Source organism: Nevskia sp. (assembly GCF_021732705.1).
Classification (GTDB): Bacteria; Pseudomonadota; Gammaproteobacteria; order Nevskiales; family Nevskiaceae; genus Nevskia.
Genome location: NZ_JAKFUM010000003.1, coordinates 342,409 through 358,642, shown reverse-complemented (window position 1 = coordinate 358,642; position 16,234 = coordinate 342,409). Strand labels below are relative to the sequence as shown.

The following is a 16,234-nucleotide window of genomic DNA, read 5'->3' as shown; positions in this document are numbered from 1 at the left end:
TCCCAGAAATTGTGCTGTCGCAGGGTCGACAGCGAGATACCACTCGAACCGGCCATCGTCATTGCTTGCGCTGTTGTGTTCACGATCGAACGCTCCGGCGGGAGGATACTCGGGCTCCCGGCTCCTACGCGAAGGCCGGCACTTTCGTGCCGGCCTTCGTGAATCCCGAAGCCAGCCGGTCCGGCGGGGGACCGGCGTCTGGCCTTACAGCAGCGGCCGACCGGCCGCGTCGGAGATGTTGGCCTTCCAGCTGGCGCGGATCAGATCGGTCAGCTTCTTCGGCAGCGGCACGTAGTCCAGTTCGTCGGCGATCTTGGCGCCGGCATCGCCGAACGACCAGTCGTAGAACTTCAGCACTTCGCGCAGCGCAGCCGGATCGGACGGCTTCTTGTAGACGATGACGAAGCTGGCGCCGGTGATCGGCCAGGCGGCAGCGCCGGCCTGATCGGTCAGCACGACGGCGAAGCCCGGGGTGCCGGCCCAGTCGGCACCGTCGGCCGCAGCCGAGAACGCTTCGTTGCTCGGGCTGACCGCCACGCCGTTCTTGTTGACCATCTTGGTGAACGCCAGCTTGTTCTGCTTGGCGTAGGCGAATTCGACATAGCCGATGGCGCCGTCGGTCTGGCTGGCAATGCCCGCCACGCCTTCGTTGCCCTTCGCACCGATGCCGGTCGGCCATTCGACGGTGTTGCCGGCGCCGACCGATTCACGCCACTCACCATTGACCTTGGCCAGATAGTCGGTGAACAGGAAGGTCGTGCCCGAACCGTCGGCGCGATGCACCACGGTGATGCGGGTCGACGGCAGGGTCGCGGACGGATTCAGCGACTTGATGCGCTTGTCGTCCCACTTGGTGATCTTGCCGAGGAAAATGTCGGACAGCAGCGCGCCGTCCATCGTCAGATCGCCCGACTTCACGCCCTTGACGTTGACGATCGGCACGACGCCGCCCATCACCGCCGGGAACTGCGTCAGGCCGCCTTCGTTCAGCTCTTCGATCTTCAGCGGCTTGTCGGACGCGCCAAAGGTGACCGTCTTCGACTTGATCTGCTTGACGCCACCGGACGAGCCGATCGACTGGTAGTTCAGGCCGACGCCGGACTTTTCCTTGTAGGTGGCCGCCCACTTCGAGTAGATCGGGTACGGGAAGCTGGCGCCGGCACCGGTAATGCTGGTGTCGGCGGCCATTGCGACAGGTGCAAGCGCGGCGGCAACCACGCCGAACGCCAGCTTGCGCATCATCGCTGTGTTGAAAAGGCTCACGAATTTCTCCTGAAAGCGAAACGGGGTGCAAAGGGGGCAGCCAAATCTATCGTGGCAATGCGGCACGAATCGACCATCTCGTTGACATTTTCACGGCATTTCACCGCGCCGCCCACGCGCCAAGCCGCAGAGTTTTGAGGTCCAACATGACAGTCGTGTGACAGCCGCTGTCACCGAGTCCCTCTACATCAGCCCGGGAATCGGGCCGCCCGGGTTTGTCACCGTGCCGGGCTTCGAATTCGCCTGCCCTCGGCCGAACGGTCATCCCGCCGAGGCGTCACCGCCGGCGCGGCGCCGGCAATCGACTCCGCCGCGCCACCTGCCGACGGTCGTTCAGACCGGTTCGCCCAACTCGTAGTACGCGATGCCGTAATCCTGGAACGCGCCGGTGCGGCGATCGCCGACCTTGGTGATCCGGATGCCCGGCGCGCGCGGCGTGATGCCCGGGGCCGGCAGGCCATCGTGCAGCGCCTCGTACTGTTCCTTGTCCAGGTCAACGACCGGATTCAGCGCCTCGGCCAGATGGATGCGCTTCGCCGCCGCAAGCCAGCCCGGCACCACGCGCGCCGGAATCGCTTCGGAGGCGTCGCCGCTGCCGTAGCCGATCAGCAGCATTTCCTTGCCGGCCAGATCGCGGCCGCTCTTCGCCGCTTCCTCGAGCCCGGCCGCCAGCCACGCCGGCAGCGCGGCCGAGTACAGGTTGCCCATCGCCATCATCGGCTTGGAGCCGAGGCGCATCTTGTCGTCGACCACCGCCTTGTAGGCCGGGTCCTCGCGGAACGACTTCATCAGTGCCGCGGTCAGCGGATACGGCTCGGCGACCGTGCCGTCGAAGTCCGACTCGAACGCGCGGGTCGGCAGCGTTGCCATTTCGGCGTGCAGTGCCACCGGATCGACGCCCGCCTTGGCGCAGTAGCCATCGAGTTCGGCGGCGCCAGCGGCACCGTCGGCGCCGAGCGCGAACAGATAGCCGAGCGCCCAGGCCGTGACCGGCATCTTGTGATACGGGCGATGCATGAACACCGCTTCGATCTCGTGGAAGTAGCGGCTGTGGCTGCCGCCGCGCTTGGTCAGCAGCTGATCGAGCGCCGACAGCGTCTCGTCGACATAGCAGGCGGTGGAAAACTTGCCGTTGAACACCGGGAAGTCGGCCAGACGGCCGCTCGGCCCCGGCTGCTGCCCGCAGAAGCGCTGGAACGGCTTGCGGAAGTCGAGGCCGCGGAAGGTGGAGGCGCTGCCGGCGGCGCGCAGATCCAGAGTCAGGATCTTCGGATCGCGTTCGAGCAGCATGGCGACCGCACCGGCACCCTGCGTCGGTTCGCCGCTGGAGCCGCGCTCGTACTCGGCGATGTCGGCGGCGACCACGATCGCCAGCCGTTCGGCGCCATCGAACGCCAGATAGCGCAGCGCGCCCTTCAGGCCGTAGACGCCGGCGAGGCAGGCCTGCTTGAACTCCGGCACTTCGCAGTCCCGCGCGAGACGCGCCATGCCGCGCGAGGCGAGCACGCGATCGACCAGCCCCCGGACGATGACGGCACCGGTCGCATTGTCGATCGACGATTCGGTGCCGAGCGCCAGATAGCCGATGCGGCGCGGATCGATGTCATTGCGGACGATCAGTTCGACCACGGCATTCGCCGCCATCGTGTAAACGTCCTGCTCGACACCCGGCACGCGGAAGCTTTCGCCGATCACCGCGCGGGTCTTGTCCCAGCTGTTGTTGCTCCACTCGCACCACTGCCGCAGATCCACGCGATACGGCGGGACCGACGTCGCAAATGCACTGATGCCGATTGAGTTGTTGTCCATCATGGTCTTCTCGATTCCGAAAGCCCTGCGTCAGCGAGTCCTCAGGACTCCACTTCGTAGGTGCGGTTTTTCCATTGGGAGCGTACGCCGCGCCAGGTGCGGATGGCAGAGCTCCAGGTCATGCCCAGATACAGTGCGCCGATCAGCGGCGACGCCAGCGACCACACCGGCGACAAGCCGTAGTAGCGCAGCGTCGGCACATACGCGGCACACATCGCCAGCAGCGCGGCAGCCGCCAGCCACGAGCCCTGCAGCAGGGCCGCGATCGGCAGCCAGTAGGCCAGCGCGAACAGCGCGGTGACCACGAGCAGCAGCGGCGTCGAATAGCGCAGCTGCGTGAACGCCGAGCGCGCCACCATGTCGTGCACGCTCTTCAGCGTGCCGTACGGCCGCAGGGAGATGACGCCGCGACTCAGCCCGATCCAGGTCTTGTGGCCGCCGTCCTTGATCCGCCGGGCCAGGGTGCAGTCGTCGATCAGGGCACCCTTCAGGCATTCGAAGGCGTTGACCTTGTGCAGCGCGGCCGTATCGACCAGCACGCAGCCACCGGCCGCCGCCGCCACCCACTTCGACGGCGAGTTCGACACCGCGAACGGGTAGATCAGCTTGAAGTAGTAGACGAACGCCGGCAGCAGCAGGCGATCCCAGAACGAGGTGCGGCGCAGGTCCGCCATCAGACTGACGAAATGCGCGCCGGTCGCCCGCTTGTGCGCGAGCAGCGCCGGCAGCAGACCGGGTTCCAGCGCGATGTCGGCGTCGAGCAGCAGGGTCATCGGCGTGGTCACGCGGCCCTTGCCCTGTTCCAGCGCCCACAGCTTGCCGGCCCAGCCCTTCGGCAACGGCTGACCGGAGATCACTTCGACATTCGGATAGCGCCGGGCGATGTCGCCGGTGCCGTCATCGGACTGATCGTCGATCACGACGATCTTCAGACCGGTCGCCATGCCCTCGCTCTGCGCCTGCAGACCGTCGAGCGTCCGCTGGATGACCTCGGCCTCGTTTCGCGCCGGGATCAGCACGGTCACGGCGTTCATGTCGCCATGCCCGCCGTGCCCGAAACCGGTCGGTTCGATCTGCTCGCGCGTGCTCCACGGACGCCACGGCGCCAGCCAGAGTCCGAACCACATCACCGCCGCGGGTGCGGCCAGCCAGAACGCGGTTTCCATCAGATCGACGACTGCCGAGCCTCCGGCGGTGGCGCGAACGCCACCGCCAGCGCGTCAGCTATCCGCCTTTTCCGTGGCCGGCTTGGCTTTCTTCTTGATTGCGGTGACCGGGATCTTCACGGCCGCCGCTTCCGCACGGTTGCCGTAGAGAATCGGCAGATCCGGCGCCATCGGGCCGTCGATGTCCGGGCCGAACATGGCCACCTTCGCGGCCTTCAGCGGGTTCGAGAACGTGTCGTTGACGGCCGTGCCTTCAAAGCCGCAATGCGCCATGCAGTTGTCGCACTTCGGGTTGCGGCCGACGCCGTAGTTTTCCCACTTCGTCGTTTCCATCAGCTCCTTGTAAGAGCTGACATGGCCTTCGTCGACGAGCAGGTAGCACGGCTTCTGCCAGCCGAAGACGTTGTAGGTCACCGTGCCCCAGGGCTCGCACTGGTAGGCCTGGTTGCCGGCGATGAAGTCGAGGAACATCGGCGACTGGTTGAACTTCCAGTTCGACTTGCGCTCGCGGCCGATCTTGAACACGTCGCGGAACAACTGCTTCGACTGGGTACGGCCGAGGAACACATCCTGACGCGGCGCGTGCTGGTAGCTGTAGCCCGGCGACACGGTGATGCCCTCGACGCCGAGGCTCATCGCGTAATCGAAGAAGTCGGCGACCTCTTCCGGGGCTTCGCCCGAGAACAGCGTGCAGTTGATGGTGACGCGGAAGCCCTTCGACAGCGCGAGCTGGATCGCTTCGACCGCCTTCACGAACACGCCTTCCATGCACACCGACTCGTCGTGGCGCTTTTCAAGGCCATCGAGATGGATCGAGAACGTCAGATACGGGCTCGGCGTGTACTCGTGGATGTGCTTCTTCAGCAGGATCGCGTTGGTGCACAGGTAGACGAATTTCTTCATCTCCACGAGACCGGCGACGATCTTCGGCATTTCCTTGTGGATCAGCGGCTCGCCGCCCGGAATCGAGACCATCGGCGCGCCGCATTCCTCGGCGGCCCGCAGCGCCTGCTCCACGCTGACGCGCTGCTGCAGGATGTCCTTCTCGTAGTCGATCTTGCCGCAGCCGGCGCAGGCCAGATTGCACTGGAACAGCGGCTCCAGCATCAGCACGAGCGGGAAACGTTTCTCGCGCTTCAGCTTCTTGGTAAGAAGATAGCGAGCAACAGTGACCTGCTGGATAAGCGGAACGCCCATGTGTTCTCCAAACCTCTGATGGCTTCGCCGGGGACGGCAAACTGATTCGATGACGCTGCCGCCGACGTCGAGACGCGGCCGGCAACGTGGCCTATCACACAGCGTGATGCATCACGATCTGTGCCGGATAGGACCGGGATTGCGGATTTTATGCCAAAGACGCCGACGTCTGCCGGGCATAGACCCCGGCGTGCTGCGCCCGGATGCGGGCCCATTCGATCTTGAACCACGGCGTGAACGATTCCGGACGGGCTTCGATCTCGGCATCGAGGGCGTCCGGCGCGATGTAGCGGATCGCCGAAATCTCGTTGGCATTGACGGCCGGCCGCGTGTCGCTGCGGCCGGCGTAGACCCAGCACAGCTCGTGCTCGGCGCCGGTGGCGTCGAACTGCGCCTGATACTGAAACTTGAACAGATAGTCGAAGCGGCATTCGAAGCCCAGCTCTTCCTTCAGCCGGCGATGGATCGCGATGTCCATCGTTTCGCCGCGACGCGGATGGCTGCAGCAGGTGTTGGACCAGAACTGGCCCCACAGCCGCTTGCCGGCGGCGCGCTGCTGCAGCAGCAGCTCGCCATCGCTGTTGAACACGAACAGCGAGAACGCGCGATGCAGCGTGCCGCCGCCCATGTGGGCCTCGGCCTTCGGCAGGAAGCCGACTTCGGTGTCGTTCTCGTCGACCAGGATCAGCGGTTCGTCATCGAACGACACGATCTGGTGCGCAATTTCGGGGGCGTGGGCCGTCATGGATGCCGTCTTCGGGGAATTCAGGTCCGCCATCATCTCACCCAATGCGCACCTCCATGCCGGAGTAGCCGGCATCGCGCAGGGCCGCGATCACCCGTTCCGGATGTTCCGGCGCCAGCGCGATGATCGAACCGCCACCGCCGCCGCCGGTCAGCTTGGCGCCGATGGCGCCCTGCTCGCGGCAGATCTGCACCATTTCCTCGATTTCCCAGCTCGACACGCGCAGCGCATTAAGCAGGCCGTGGCAGACATTCATCAGATCGCCCAGCCGCTCGAGCTGGTAATTCTGGATCGCATCGACGCCCTGCAAGGTCAGCGCATCGATCTGCCGGAAGATGTTCTCGTACAGCTCCGGGTTCTTCTGCCAGGCCGTGCGCACGCCGCCCACGGTCTTCGCGGTCAGGCTTTCCTTGCCGGAAATGCCGACGACCAGCGGAATCGGCTTCGACAGCTTCAGCGGCTCCATCTTCAGCGGCTTGCCTTCATGCGCGCGGCGATACAGCAGCGGCTGGCCGTAGGTCGCCACCGTGTTGTCGATGCCGCTCGGCGTGCCGTGCGCGACCTTCTCGCATTCGAAGGCCAGCGCGTTGATCTCTTCGTCGGTGTGGCCGAGCTTGAAGTGCTGGTCGATCGCGCGGATCACCGCGACCGCCATCGCCGCCGAGCCACCGAGGCCCATGCCGCGCGGCACGTTCGGGAACACTTCGATGCGCAAGCTTTTCTCGGTCAGGCCAAGCTTGTCGAAGACGATGCCGAGGCTGCGCTGGAACGAGTCGCGGTGCGCCGGATCCTTGTGCAGCCGGGATTCGACACCCCAGCGCGGAATGATCAGGTCGACCCCCGGATTGCGCGTGCTGCCGTCGCCGTCCTGCACGCTGGCCTCGATCGCCAGCGGCACCGGCGCGGCGATCGCATGGCTGCCGTAGACCACCGCATGCTCGCCGAGCAGGATGATCTTGCCGTGGCCCTGCGCGCGCGGTGCGTTCGACGGCGTTTCCGGTTCGCCGGCTTCGTGGCGCGCGGCCTTGCGCACCTGCACGACGATTTCCTGCGCCTTCCAGATCTTGATGTCGCCGCCTTCGATCAGGCGCTCGACCACGGTCTCGAAGATGTCCGGCGAGGCACCGGCCGCCAGCGCCACCGAGCGCGCATGCAGGGTCATGTGACCCTGCTGGATGCCTTCGGTCGCCAGCGCCCGGATCGCCGAGAAGTTCTGGGCCAGACCGACCGTGCCCATGACCATCGCCAGTTCCCGGGCCGAGGTCGCGCCGAGCAGGCGATGGTTCAGCGCCACGGTCGGGTTCGACTGCAGCGGGCCGCCGACGGTGCCGACCTTCATCGGAATCTCGATCTCGCCGACCAGTTCGCCGTTCGGGCCCTTGTACCAGCGCGTCAGCGAGGTGTACCGGCCCGAGCGCGAGGCATAGGCGTGGGCACCGGCCTCGATTGCGCGCCAGTCGTTGCCGGTGGCCAGTGCCACGGCATCGACACCGTTCATCACGCCCTTGTTGTGGGTCGCGGCGCGATACGGGTCGACGCTCGCGAAATCGGTGGCCAGCACGATGCCGTCGCGCACTTCCTCGCCCGAAAACCCCTTGCCGGCGAGCTTGTCGACCGGGATCACGCACTTGGCACGGACCAGCGCGCGGTCGGTCAGGTTCGACAGGATGCGCAGGAACACCTTGCCGCCGGTGATCGACTCGACCAGCGAGGCCAGGCCTTCGCACATCGTGTTGACCAGATTGGCGCCCATCGCGTCACAGGTATCGACGACCAGATGCACGATCATCATGTCGCCGTGGCCATCCGGCCGCGGATGCAGATGGATTTCGACATCGCGGGCACCGCCGCCCCGCGCGACCATCTGCGGGTGCAGCGAATTCGCGAGATTCAGCAGCTCGGCCTTGCGCTGCAGCAGTGCCGACTGCGCACGCGGCACGTTCGGAATGTCGACGACCTGGATCTGGCCGATCAGCATCGACTCGTCCATCTCGGCGGTGAAGCCGCCGGCACCGCGGACGATCTTCGCGGCGCTCGACAGCGCGGCGACGATCGACGGCTCCTCGACCACCAGCGGAATCACGTAGTCCTTGCCGTTGATCAGGAAGTTCAGACCGAGGCCGACCGGCAGGCCCATCACGCCGACGACGTTCTCGATCATCTTGTCGGCGCGGTGCAGCGACAAGGTGTGCTCGCCCGAGATCATCTGCTGGTAGTCGGCTTCGGACAGCCAGCCGCGCTCGCGCATCAGCCGCACGCGGTCGGTCGGCGACAGCTTGTAGAACTCCGGGAACCGCGATCTGTCGATGGCGGCCGCGTCGGCTGCGCCCTGAACCTGTTGATCGGCACTCATGCTTCGTTGCTCTCCATGAACTCCAGCTGCAGGCCGCTCGGATCTACCGTCAGGGCCACGCAGGAAAACCCGGCTGCCGCCAGCGGCGCATCGAGCGCCGCGAGTCGGTCGGGGTCTGTTGCAAACAACACGCCGACATCACCGCCGCCGGCACCACAAGGCTTGTAGACCACGCCGGCCTGACGCTGCGCCAGTTCGGCGATCGCCAGATGCTCGGCCGAATAGATGCTGACGCCGCTGGCGTCGCCGAGCGCACGCAGATCGCCGGCATAGCGGCGGGCACAGTCGAGAAACGCGGCGGCATCGGCGCTCGCCAGCGCTTCGACCGCGGCGGTTGCGGTCTCGTGCAGGCCGTTCATCCGACGCGTGTATTCGGCTTCGTGTGTCGCCCGCCACGCGCGCAGGATCGACAGGAACTTCGGCGTCGATGCCGAGCAGCCGGACCAGACGAAACGCTTGTGCAGCGTGCCTGGCCAGGCCAGCGCGCGCGCCTGCGGCCGCTGGCCGCCATCGAACAGCTGGTAGGCGATGACACCGCCCACGAGGCTCGTGGCGACATCGACACCGCTGCCATGCCCGCCCTGGAACTTGCGATGCAGGCCGAGCAGGCGCGTCAGCCAGGCGTCACGGTCCGCGGTTTCCGCGGCATGGCCCGCGCGCGCGGCCAGCCCCGAGGCCAGCGCCACGGTCAGCGCGGCACTCGACCCGAGTCCGAGCTTCGGACGATCGGCCGCGGCGACATCGAAAAATTCGGAGGTATCGAGCGACAGGCCGAATGCCTGCGCCGCATCCGGGCCCAGCTGTTCGTCGGCCAGCCCGCGCAGCACTTCGTCGACCAGACCGAGCTTGGCGGCATCGCCGGCAGCGGCGGACCAGTCCGGCAGGCCGTTGGCGCCGAGCGTGAACGGCACGCGGGCATCGAGCACGTCGGGCGCGTAGGCCTCGCTGACGGCACCGGCGCGCGGCGCGATGCGCGCCTTCGCGCGGCGGTTCACGGCCATCGAAATGGCCGGCGCGCCTTCCAGCACCGCGTACTCGCCAAGCAGCACCAGCTTGCCGGGAGCGGACGCAATGATGTTCACGAGCGGCTCATGCCGCAGCGGCCGCCGCGGTCGGGATCAGATGCGCCGGCCCCCCGAGGCCGGTTTCGACCACGTTCAGCACGCCCGGCACTTCGCGCAGCGCGGCGGCCACGCGGCTCGCTGCCGACGGCAGGCAGACCGCCTTCAATTGCGGGCCGGCGTCGATCGTGAAGAACACCGGCACGCCCTGCGCGCGCAGGCTGCGCACGACGTGCATCGCGGCGACGGTCGCGGCGTTCCAGTACAGCAGGCCCGGCTTCGCGGCGAGCGCCAGCGCGTGCATCTTCAGGCAGCTGTGTTCGGAAATGTCGGCCAGCCGCTCGAAATCGCGCTCGGCGATCGCGGCGCGGGCTTCGGCGAGATCGGCCTCCTGGCTGTCGATCCAGGCGTCCTGGTACGGGCTGGTATCGGCCGTGCGGTTCATGCCCTCGGTCGAGCCGATCGCCTTTTCGGCGGTCGAGGTGATCGCGACGGCGACACTGAGCGGCCAGGCGTCGGCCGGCAGCAGCGGCGTGGCGACCGAATCTTCGCCATCGGCGCGGCTGCCGTGCGCCCATTCGACATAGCCGCCGAAGATCGAACGCGCGGCGGAACCGGAGCAGCGCCGCGCCAGCACCGACTGCTCGGCCGGCGTCAGGTTCAGGCCCAGCGCGGCATCGCCGGCGAGCACCATCGCGGCGAAGCCGGAGGCCGAGGACGCGAGCCCGGCGCCGGTCGGGAAGTTGTTGGTGCTGACCACGGCGGCGCGGGTCCTGATGCCGGCACGCGCGCGCAACAGGTCGAGACAGGCGCTGGTGCGCTTCAGCTGCTTCGGGTCGGACTTGCCGTTCAGCACTATCGAATCGGCGTCGAGCGCGTCGCTGAAACGCACTTCGGTGCGCGTCCAGAGCGTGTCGAGCGTGATCGACAGCGAACCGACCACCGGCAGGTTCAGCGCCACGTCGCGCTTGCCCCAGTACTTGATCAGCGCGATGTTCGGCTGTGCCTGCGCGGCCGCCACGCGGTCGTTCGGCGCGCCGGGGGAACGGTCGGAATCAAGCGTTCTGGACATCACGCTCATAAATGGTGCACGGAGGAAAATACAGCGGACGGAGGAGGCATGCGTCGCTCGAACGATGGCGGCGGCGCGCACGGAAATGGGTCAAAGATGACGGTTTCAAGGCCCAAGTTTACAAGACCCTTACACCAAGAACGAATATGGGACCTCCCATATCCGTCCATCGTCCGTCAAAAGCTGCGATTTTCGCGCCATTTTGCCGGGTTTTGGCTCGCAGTTCGTTGCCAGCGGACTTCTGGCGACTCCAGCGCCATCCCCTTTCGCCGGCCGCCCGGATATTCCGGGGGACCGGCGGGCCGGCACCGCCGTGATCAGGGGTTCGGCAGCGTCTGCACCCGTGTCCAGACCGAGGTCAGGCCGAGCAGCGGAATGCCGAAATAGCCGCGCAGCTTCAGATGCTCGGTATCGGCCAGCGACACCTGCACCGTGTAGGTGCGGCCATCGTTCGAGCTGTAGACGCGACCGTCGCGCCAGTGATCGCGACCATCGAACTTAAGCCCGGTCAGCATCGGCAGGCCGATCAACGGCCGGCTGCGCAGCGTCGGGTCCGGGTTGCGGTCGTCGAGCAGCGGCTTGCCGGCGCGCTCCGGACCGTCTTCCGCCTTGTAGGTCTTGTCCAGCAGCCAGGCGATCGAGCCGTGATATTCGCCGCCGCCGTCGCGGGCGGGATGGATGTCGATCACCGCGTCGCGCGAGGCAATCAGCCAGCGCCCGACGATCGCGTCTTCCGGCCAGATCCGCGCGTCGGCCATCGCCGCCGGGATCATCGCGATGGCCAGCGCCAGCCCGCCCAGCTGCAGCGACAGACCCCGCTTCATCGGACTTCCCGCATGCCTTCGAATCCCGTCTCAAGCCTGCCCGGAACCGTACACAAAGCAGCGCCGTGACGCACGTCCCGACGGCCGCGCTGCAACGCCGCTACCATCCTGCGGCATCAGACGATCCATCTTCCAAGGCCCGCTCAGCCTCCGTGTCCGTTTTCCCGTTCGTGCCGGCACTTGGCCTCGCCGTGCTGCTGGCCTGCCTGGTCTCGATCCTGCTGACCCTGATCGCCCGCCTCTGGTGGACGGCGAAGGCTGCGCGCGTGCCGCCGCCGGCAGTCGCGCGCCCGGTCACCGTGCTGAAGCCGCTGTTCGGCAGCGAGCCCCGGCTGTACCAGAACCTGCGCAGTTTCTGCACGCAGGACCATCCGGAGTTTCAGGTGCTGTTCGGCCTGCATGCGAGCGATGACGAAGCGCTGGCCGTGGCCGAGCGCCTGCGCGCCGAGTTTCCCGAACGCGACATCGGCATCGTCGTCGACCCGGCGGTGCACGGCATCAATCTCAAGGTCTCGAACCTGATGAACCTGATGCCGCACGCCCGCCACGACTGGCTGCTGCTGGCCGACAGCGACATCGAGGCGCCACCCGACCTGCTGCGCCGGGTCACTGCACCGCTGGCCGATGACGCGGTCGGCGTCGTCACCTGCCTGTATCGCGGCCGGGCCGTCGGCCGGTCGACGCCAGCGACGGGCGAGACGCGTGACGGCGGCTTCTGGGCACGGCTCGGCGTGCAGTTCATCGACGACTGGTTCGCGCCCTCGGTCTGCTTCGCGCGGCTGCTCGGGTCCACGAACTTCGCGTTCGGCGCCACCATCGCGCTGCGTCGCGACACGCTGGACGGCATCGGCGGCTTCGGCCAGATCGCCCACCACGTCGCCGACGATTACTGGCTCGGCGAACTCACGCGGCGAACCGGACGCCGCACCGTGCTGTCGGAAGCGCAGGTGATCACCGACGTGACCGAGACCCGGCTCAGCGATCTCGCCGCGCGCGAACTGCGCTGGCTACGCTCGATCCGCACGATCACGCCGCTGAGCTACGCCTTCGCCTTCATCTGCTTCCCGGTGCCGGTCGCCGTTCTGAGCGGCGCGGCGGCGCTGACCGGGAATGGCGGCAATGGTGGGATGGATGGCCTGATCCTGACTGCGGTCGGCGTCTCGATCGGCGCTCGCCTCGTGCTAGATTGGCTCGCGGTTGTGCAGCGCAGCGAAAACGCGATGTCTCTGGATTTGTTGAAGAATCTGTTGACCAGTACGCTGCTCGTGCCGCTGCGCGACGGCCTCGCGCTGGGGCTCTGGGTGATCGGTCTGGCCGGTCGCGTGGTGCGCTGGCGGGGTCGCCCGATGAAGATTGCCCGGCGAGCGAATCGCCCTTCGACCTGAGTGAGACTGTTCGAAACATGGATGCTGCGAATACACCACCAGCGCGGCAGAACCCGCTGAAGACCCTGTTCCTGCAGGCCCCGTCGTTCGATGGTTTCGACGGCGGCGCCGGCAGCCGCTATCAGGCCAAGCGCGAGATCAAGAGCTTCTGGTACCCGACCTGGCTGGCGCAGCCCGCTGCCCTGGTGCCCGGCAGCCGCGTGGTCGATGCCCCGGCCGACGAGCTGACGGTCGAGCAGACGCTGGCGATCGCCGCCGACTACGCGCTGGTGATCCTGCACACGTCGACCCCCTCGTTCCCGACCGACGCCAAGTTCGCCGAACTGCTGAAGGCGCAGCGGCCGGACATCGTCATCGGCATGGTCGGCGCGAAGGTCGCGGTCGATCCCGCCGGCTCGCTGAAGGCATCGCACGCGATCGATTTCGTGGCCCGCGAGGAGTTCGACTACACCTGCGCCGAACTGGCCGCGAACGACAGGCCGTGGGCCGACATCACCGGTATCAGCTATCGCCTGCCGGACGGCACGATCAAGCACAACGCGCCGCGCGCCACGATCGAGGACATGGACGCGCTGCCGTTCGTGGCCCCGGTGTACCAGCGCGATCTGACGATCAAGAATTACTTCATCGGCTATCTGAACTACCCGTACGTGTCGCTGTACACCGGCCGCGGCTGCCGCTCGAAATGCACGTTCTGCCTGTGGCCGCAGACGGTCGGCGGGCATCGCTACCGGGTGCGCTCGGCGGCGAACGTCATCGCCGAAGCGAAGTGGATCAAGGACAACATGCCCGAGGTCAAGGAGCTGATGTTCGACGACGACACCTTCACCGACTCGTCGAACATGGATCGCGTGCACGAGATCGCGAAGGGCCTGGGCAAGCTCGGCTGGACCTGGAGCTGCAACGCGAAGGCCAACGTGCCGTACGAATCGCTGAAGATCATGCGTGACAACGGCCTGCGCCTGCTGCTGGTCGGCTACGAATCCGGCGATGACCAGATCCTGCACAACATCAAGAAAGGCCTGAAGACCGACATCGCGCGGCGCTTCAATGCCGACTGCCACAAGCTCGGCATCAAGATCCACGGCACGTTCATCCTCGGCCTGCCGGGCGAGACGCTGGCAACGATCGAGAAATCGATCGAGTTCGCGAAGGAGATCAATCCGCACACGATCCAGGTCAGCCTCGCCGCGCCGTATCCGGGCACAACCCTGTACAAGCAGGCGGTCGACAACGGCTGGCTGCAGGAAAACGACGCGGTGAATCTGGTCAACGACAAGGGCGTGCAATTGGCTGCGATCAGCTATCCGCATCTGTCGAAGGACGAGATCTTCCACTCGATGGAAGTGTTCTACCGCCGCTTCTACTTCCGGCCGAGCAAGATCTGGGAAATCGTCCGCGAAATGCTCAGCGACTGGGACATGATGAAGCGCCGCCTGCGCGAAGGCGTGGAGTTCTTCCGGTTCCTGCGTGCGCGCGAAGCCTGAAGCGCCTCGCGCCGCTGGTCCGGACTCCTCCGGAGTGACCGCTGCTCGATCCGCGACCGCGCCGCGATGCGCCGGCTGATCATCAACGCCGACGACTTCGGCCTCGATGTCGCGGTGAACGATGCGGTCGAGCGCGCCCATGTCGACGGCGTGCTGACCACCGCGAGCCTGATGGTCGGCGCACCTGCGGCGGCCGATGCCGTCGCCCGCGCCCGGCGGCTGCCGACGCTCGGTGTCGGCCTGCATCTGGTGCTGGCCGATGGCCCGGCCGTGCTGCCGAAACGCGAGATTCCGGATTTGGTCGACGATCACGGCCGCTTCGGCGATCGCATGGCGCGCGATGGCTTCCGCTTCTTCTTTCTGCCGCAGGTCCGCCGCCAGCTCGAACGCGAGATCCGCGCGCAGTTCGAGGCCTTCAGCGCCACCGGCCTGCGGCTTGACCACGTCAACGCGCACAAGCATTTCCACCTGCACCCGACGGTGCTCGGCCTGCTGCTCGACATCGGCCGCGAGCACGGCCTGCGCGCGGTGCGCCTGCCGCGCGAACCCGGTACCGCGCCGCTGCTGAAGCCTTGGCTCGCCCTGATGCAACGCCGCCTGCATCGTGCCGGCGTGCGCCACAACGACCGCATCCACGGCCTCGCCGCGAGCGGCGCGATGGACGAAATGGCCGTGCTGCGCGCGATCGAGACCTTGCCGGACGGGCTGACCGAGCTGTACCTGCACCCCGCCACGCACCGCGGCCTGACCCCGACGATGCCGACCTACCGCCACGACGACGAGCTGGCCGCGCTGCTGTCGCCCCGCGTGCGTGCGGCGATCACGGCGCGCGGCGCGGTGCTGGGGCGCTGGGTCGATTTCGAGCGGACCGCCGCATCGGCCCGATGAAAGCCGGGCCGTTGATCGCCGCCCTGCTCGGCTTCGGCCTGCTCGTGGCGCTGGTGGCCACGAACGACCTCGGCGCGATCGCGAACCTGCTCGACCACGCCGGCTGGCCGCTGCTGTGGCTGATCCCGTTCCACGCGCTGCCGCTGCTGCTCGATGCCGAAGGCTGGCGCCAGTTGCTGCGGCCGCGCGATCCGGCGCGGGTCGCGACCTTGCCATGGCTGTGGTGGATCGCCACCGTGCGCGAGGCGGTCAGCCGCCTGCTGCCGCTGGCCAGCATCGGTGGCGAGCTGGTCGGCATCCGGCTGGCGCTGCTGCGGCCGCTGCCGGGGCCGGCGGTAGCGGCGAGCGTGATCGTCGAGGTGCTGCTGACGCTCGTGAATCAGTACCTGTTCACCGCGCTCGGTCTGGTGCTGCTGCTGGCGGCGACGCAGGATCACAGCCTGCTCGGCTCGCTGGCGCTCGGGCTTCTGGTGTCGCTGCCGGTGCCGGTCGGGCTGTATCTGCTGCTGCGGCGTGGCGCGCTGTTCGCGAAGGTCGAGCGCGGCCTGATCGCGATGCTGGGGCCGGACAGCCGCCTCTCCGCATTGCTCGGTGATGCCGCGATGCTCGATGCCGAAATCCGCGCCTTGAGCGCGCGTTACGCCGTGCTGACCCAGGCGCTGCTGTGGCAGCTCGCCGGCATGCTGGTCGGCGCGTTCGAGACCTGGCTGGCGCTGAAGCTGCTCGGCCACGAAATCAGCGTCGGCGCGGCACTGGCGATCGAAAGCCTGACCCTGGCGGTGCGCCACTTCGCGTTCTTCGTGCCCGGCGGGCTCGGCGTGCAGGAAGCGAGCTTCGTCGTTTTCGGCCGGCTGGTCGGCCTGCCGCCGGAGGTGGCCGTGGCGCTGTCGCTGGCGCGGCGGCTGCGCGAGCTCGGCTTCGGCGCGCCGGCGCTGCTGTCGTGGCAGTGGCTGGAGGCGCGGCGCCTCGCCGCGCGATGAGCGT

13 protein-coding genes are annotated in these 16,234 nt (G+C 67.2%); 4 read left to right on the top strand and 9 right to left on the bottom strand.

All coding sequences use genetic code 11. The annotated features are described in order from the left end of the window. Window positions 1–204 precede the first annotated feature (204 nt). The 9 genes from pstS to QZ951_RS03925 all read right to left on the bottom strand — a co-directional run bounded on the left by pstS (window position 205) and on the right by QZ951_RS03925 (window position 11,490). Window positions 205–1,263 (bottom strand): phosphate ABC transporter substrate-binding protein PstS, encoded by a 1,059-nt coding sequence (gene pstS, locus QZ951_RS03965; RefSeq protein WP_292998776.1) that lies wholly within the window; start codon window positions 1,261–1,263, stop codon window positions 205–207. A gap of 333 nt (window positions 1,264–1,596) precedes the next feature. Further along, window positions 1,597–3,072, bottom strand: coding sequence for a hypothetical protein (locus QZ951_RS03960; protein WP_292998775.1), 1,476 nt, complete (start codon window positions 3,070–3,072; stop codon window positions 1,597–1,599). Between the two features lie 41 nt (window positions 3,073–3,113). Then, window positions 3,114–4,238, bottom strand: coding sequence for a glycosyltransferase (locus QZ951_RS03955; protein ID WP_292998773.1), 1,125 nt, complete (start codon window positions 4,236–4,238; stop codon window positions 3,114–3,116). Between the two features lie 54 nt (window positions 4,239–4,292). After that, window positions 4,293–5,435, bottom strand: a complete 1,143-nt coding sequence (gene hpnH / locus QZ951_RS03950) for an adenosyl-hopene transferase HpnH (protein ID WP_292998772.1) — start codon at window positions 5,433–5,435, stop codon at window positions 4,293–4,295. A 148-nt stretch (window positions 5,436–5,583) separates the two neighbouring features. Next, a complete protein-coding gene (idi, locus tag QZ951_RS03945) occupies window positions 5,584–6,180 on the bottom strand; it encodes an isopentenyl-diphosphate Delta-isomerase (protein ID WP_292998771.1) in 597 nt (198 codons plus the stop codon). Between the two features lie 37 nt (window positions 6,181–6,217). Further along, window positions 6,218–8,533 (bottom strand): hydroxymethylglutaryl-CoA reductase, degradative, encoded by a 2,316-nt coding sequence (locus tag QZ951_RS03940; RefSeq protein ID WP_292998770.1) that lies wholly within the window; start codon window positions 8,531–8,533, stop codon window positions 6,218–6,220. Further along, entirely contained in the window at window positions 8,530–9,615 is a 1,086-nt protein-coding gene (locus QZ951_RS03935) for a hypothetical protein (RefSeq protein WP_292998768.1), read from the bottom strand. Before QZ951_RS03935 ends, QZ951_RS03940 begins: the two co-directional genes overlap by 4 nt. Before the next feature lie 7 nt (window positions 9,616–9,622). Further along, on the bottom strand, window positions 9,623–10,666 hold the full coding sequence (gene mvaD, locus QZ951_RS03930; protein WP_292998766.1) for a diphosphomevalonate decarboxylase: 1,044 nt from the start codon (window positions 10,664–10,666) through the stop codon (window positions 9,623–9,625). Between the two features lie 317 nt (window positions 10,667–10,983). Then, the gene (locus QZ951_RS03925; RefSeq protein ID WP_292998764.1) at window positions 10,984–11,490 is read right to left on the bottom strand and encodes a DUF2147 domain-containing protein; all 507 of its coding nucleotides are present in this window, start codon (window positions 11,488–11,490) and stop codon (window positions 10,984–10,986) included. A 152-nt stretch (window positions 11,491–11,642) separates the two neighbouring features. Here QZ951_RS03925 and hpnI point away from each other — a divergent pair, with 152 nt between their 5' ends. Genes hpnI through QZ951_RS03905 form a run of 4 tightly spaced genes read left to right on the top strand, consistent with a single transcriptional unit; the run spans window position 11,643 to window position 16,230 of the window. After that, complete coding sequence (hpnI, locus tag QZ951_RS03920) at window positions 11,643–12,875, top strand: bacteriohopanetetrol glucosamine biosynthesis glycosyltransferase HpnI (protein WP_292998762.1); 1,233 nt, start codon at window positions 11,643–11,645, stop codon at window positions 12,873–12,875. A gap of 17 nt (window positions 12,876–12,892) precedes the next feature. Then, window positions 12,893–14,362 (top strand): hopanoid biosynthesis associated radical SAM protein HpnJ, encoded by a 1,470-nt coding sequence (gene hpnJ / locus QZ951_RS03915; RefSeq protein WP_292998760.1) that lies wholly within the window; start codon window positions 12,893–12,895, stop codon window positions 14,360–14,362. A gap of 48 nt (window positions 14,363–14,410) precedes the next feature. Next, window positions 14,411–15,250: a hopanoid biosynthesis-associated protein HpnK gene (gene hpnK / locus QZ951_RS03910; RefSeq protein WP_366943794.1), complete on the top strand. Its 840-nt coding sequence runs from the start codon at window positions 14,411–14,413 to the stop codon at window positions 15,248–15,250. An 11-nt stretch (window positions 15,251–15,261) separates the two neighbouring features. Next, a complete protein-coding gene (locus QZ951_RS03905) occupies window positions 15,262–16,230 on the top strand; it encodes a lysylphosphatidylglycerol synthase domain-containing protein (RefSeq protein ID WP_292998756.1) in 969 nt (322 codons plus the stop codon). The last annotated feature ends 4 nt before the right edge of the window (window positions 16,231–16,234 follow it).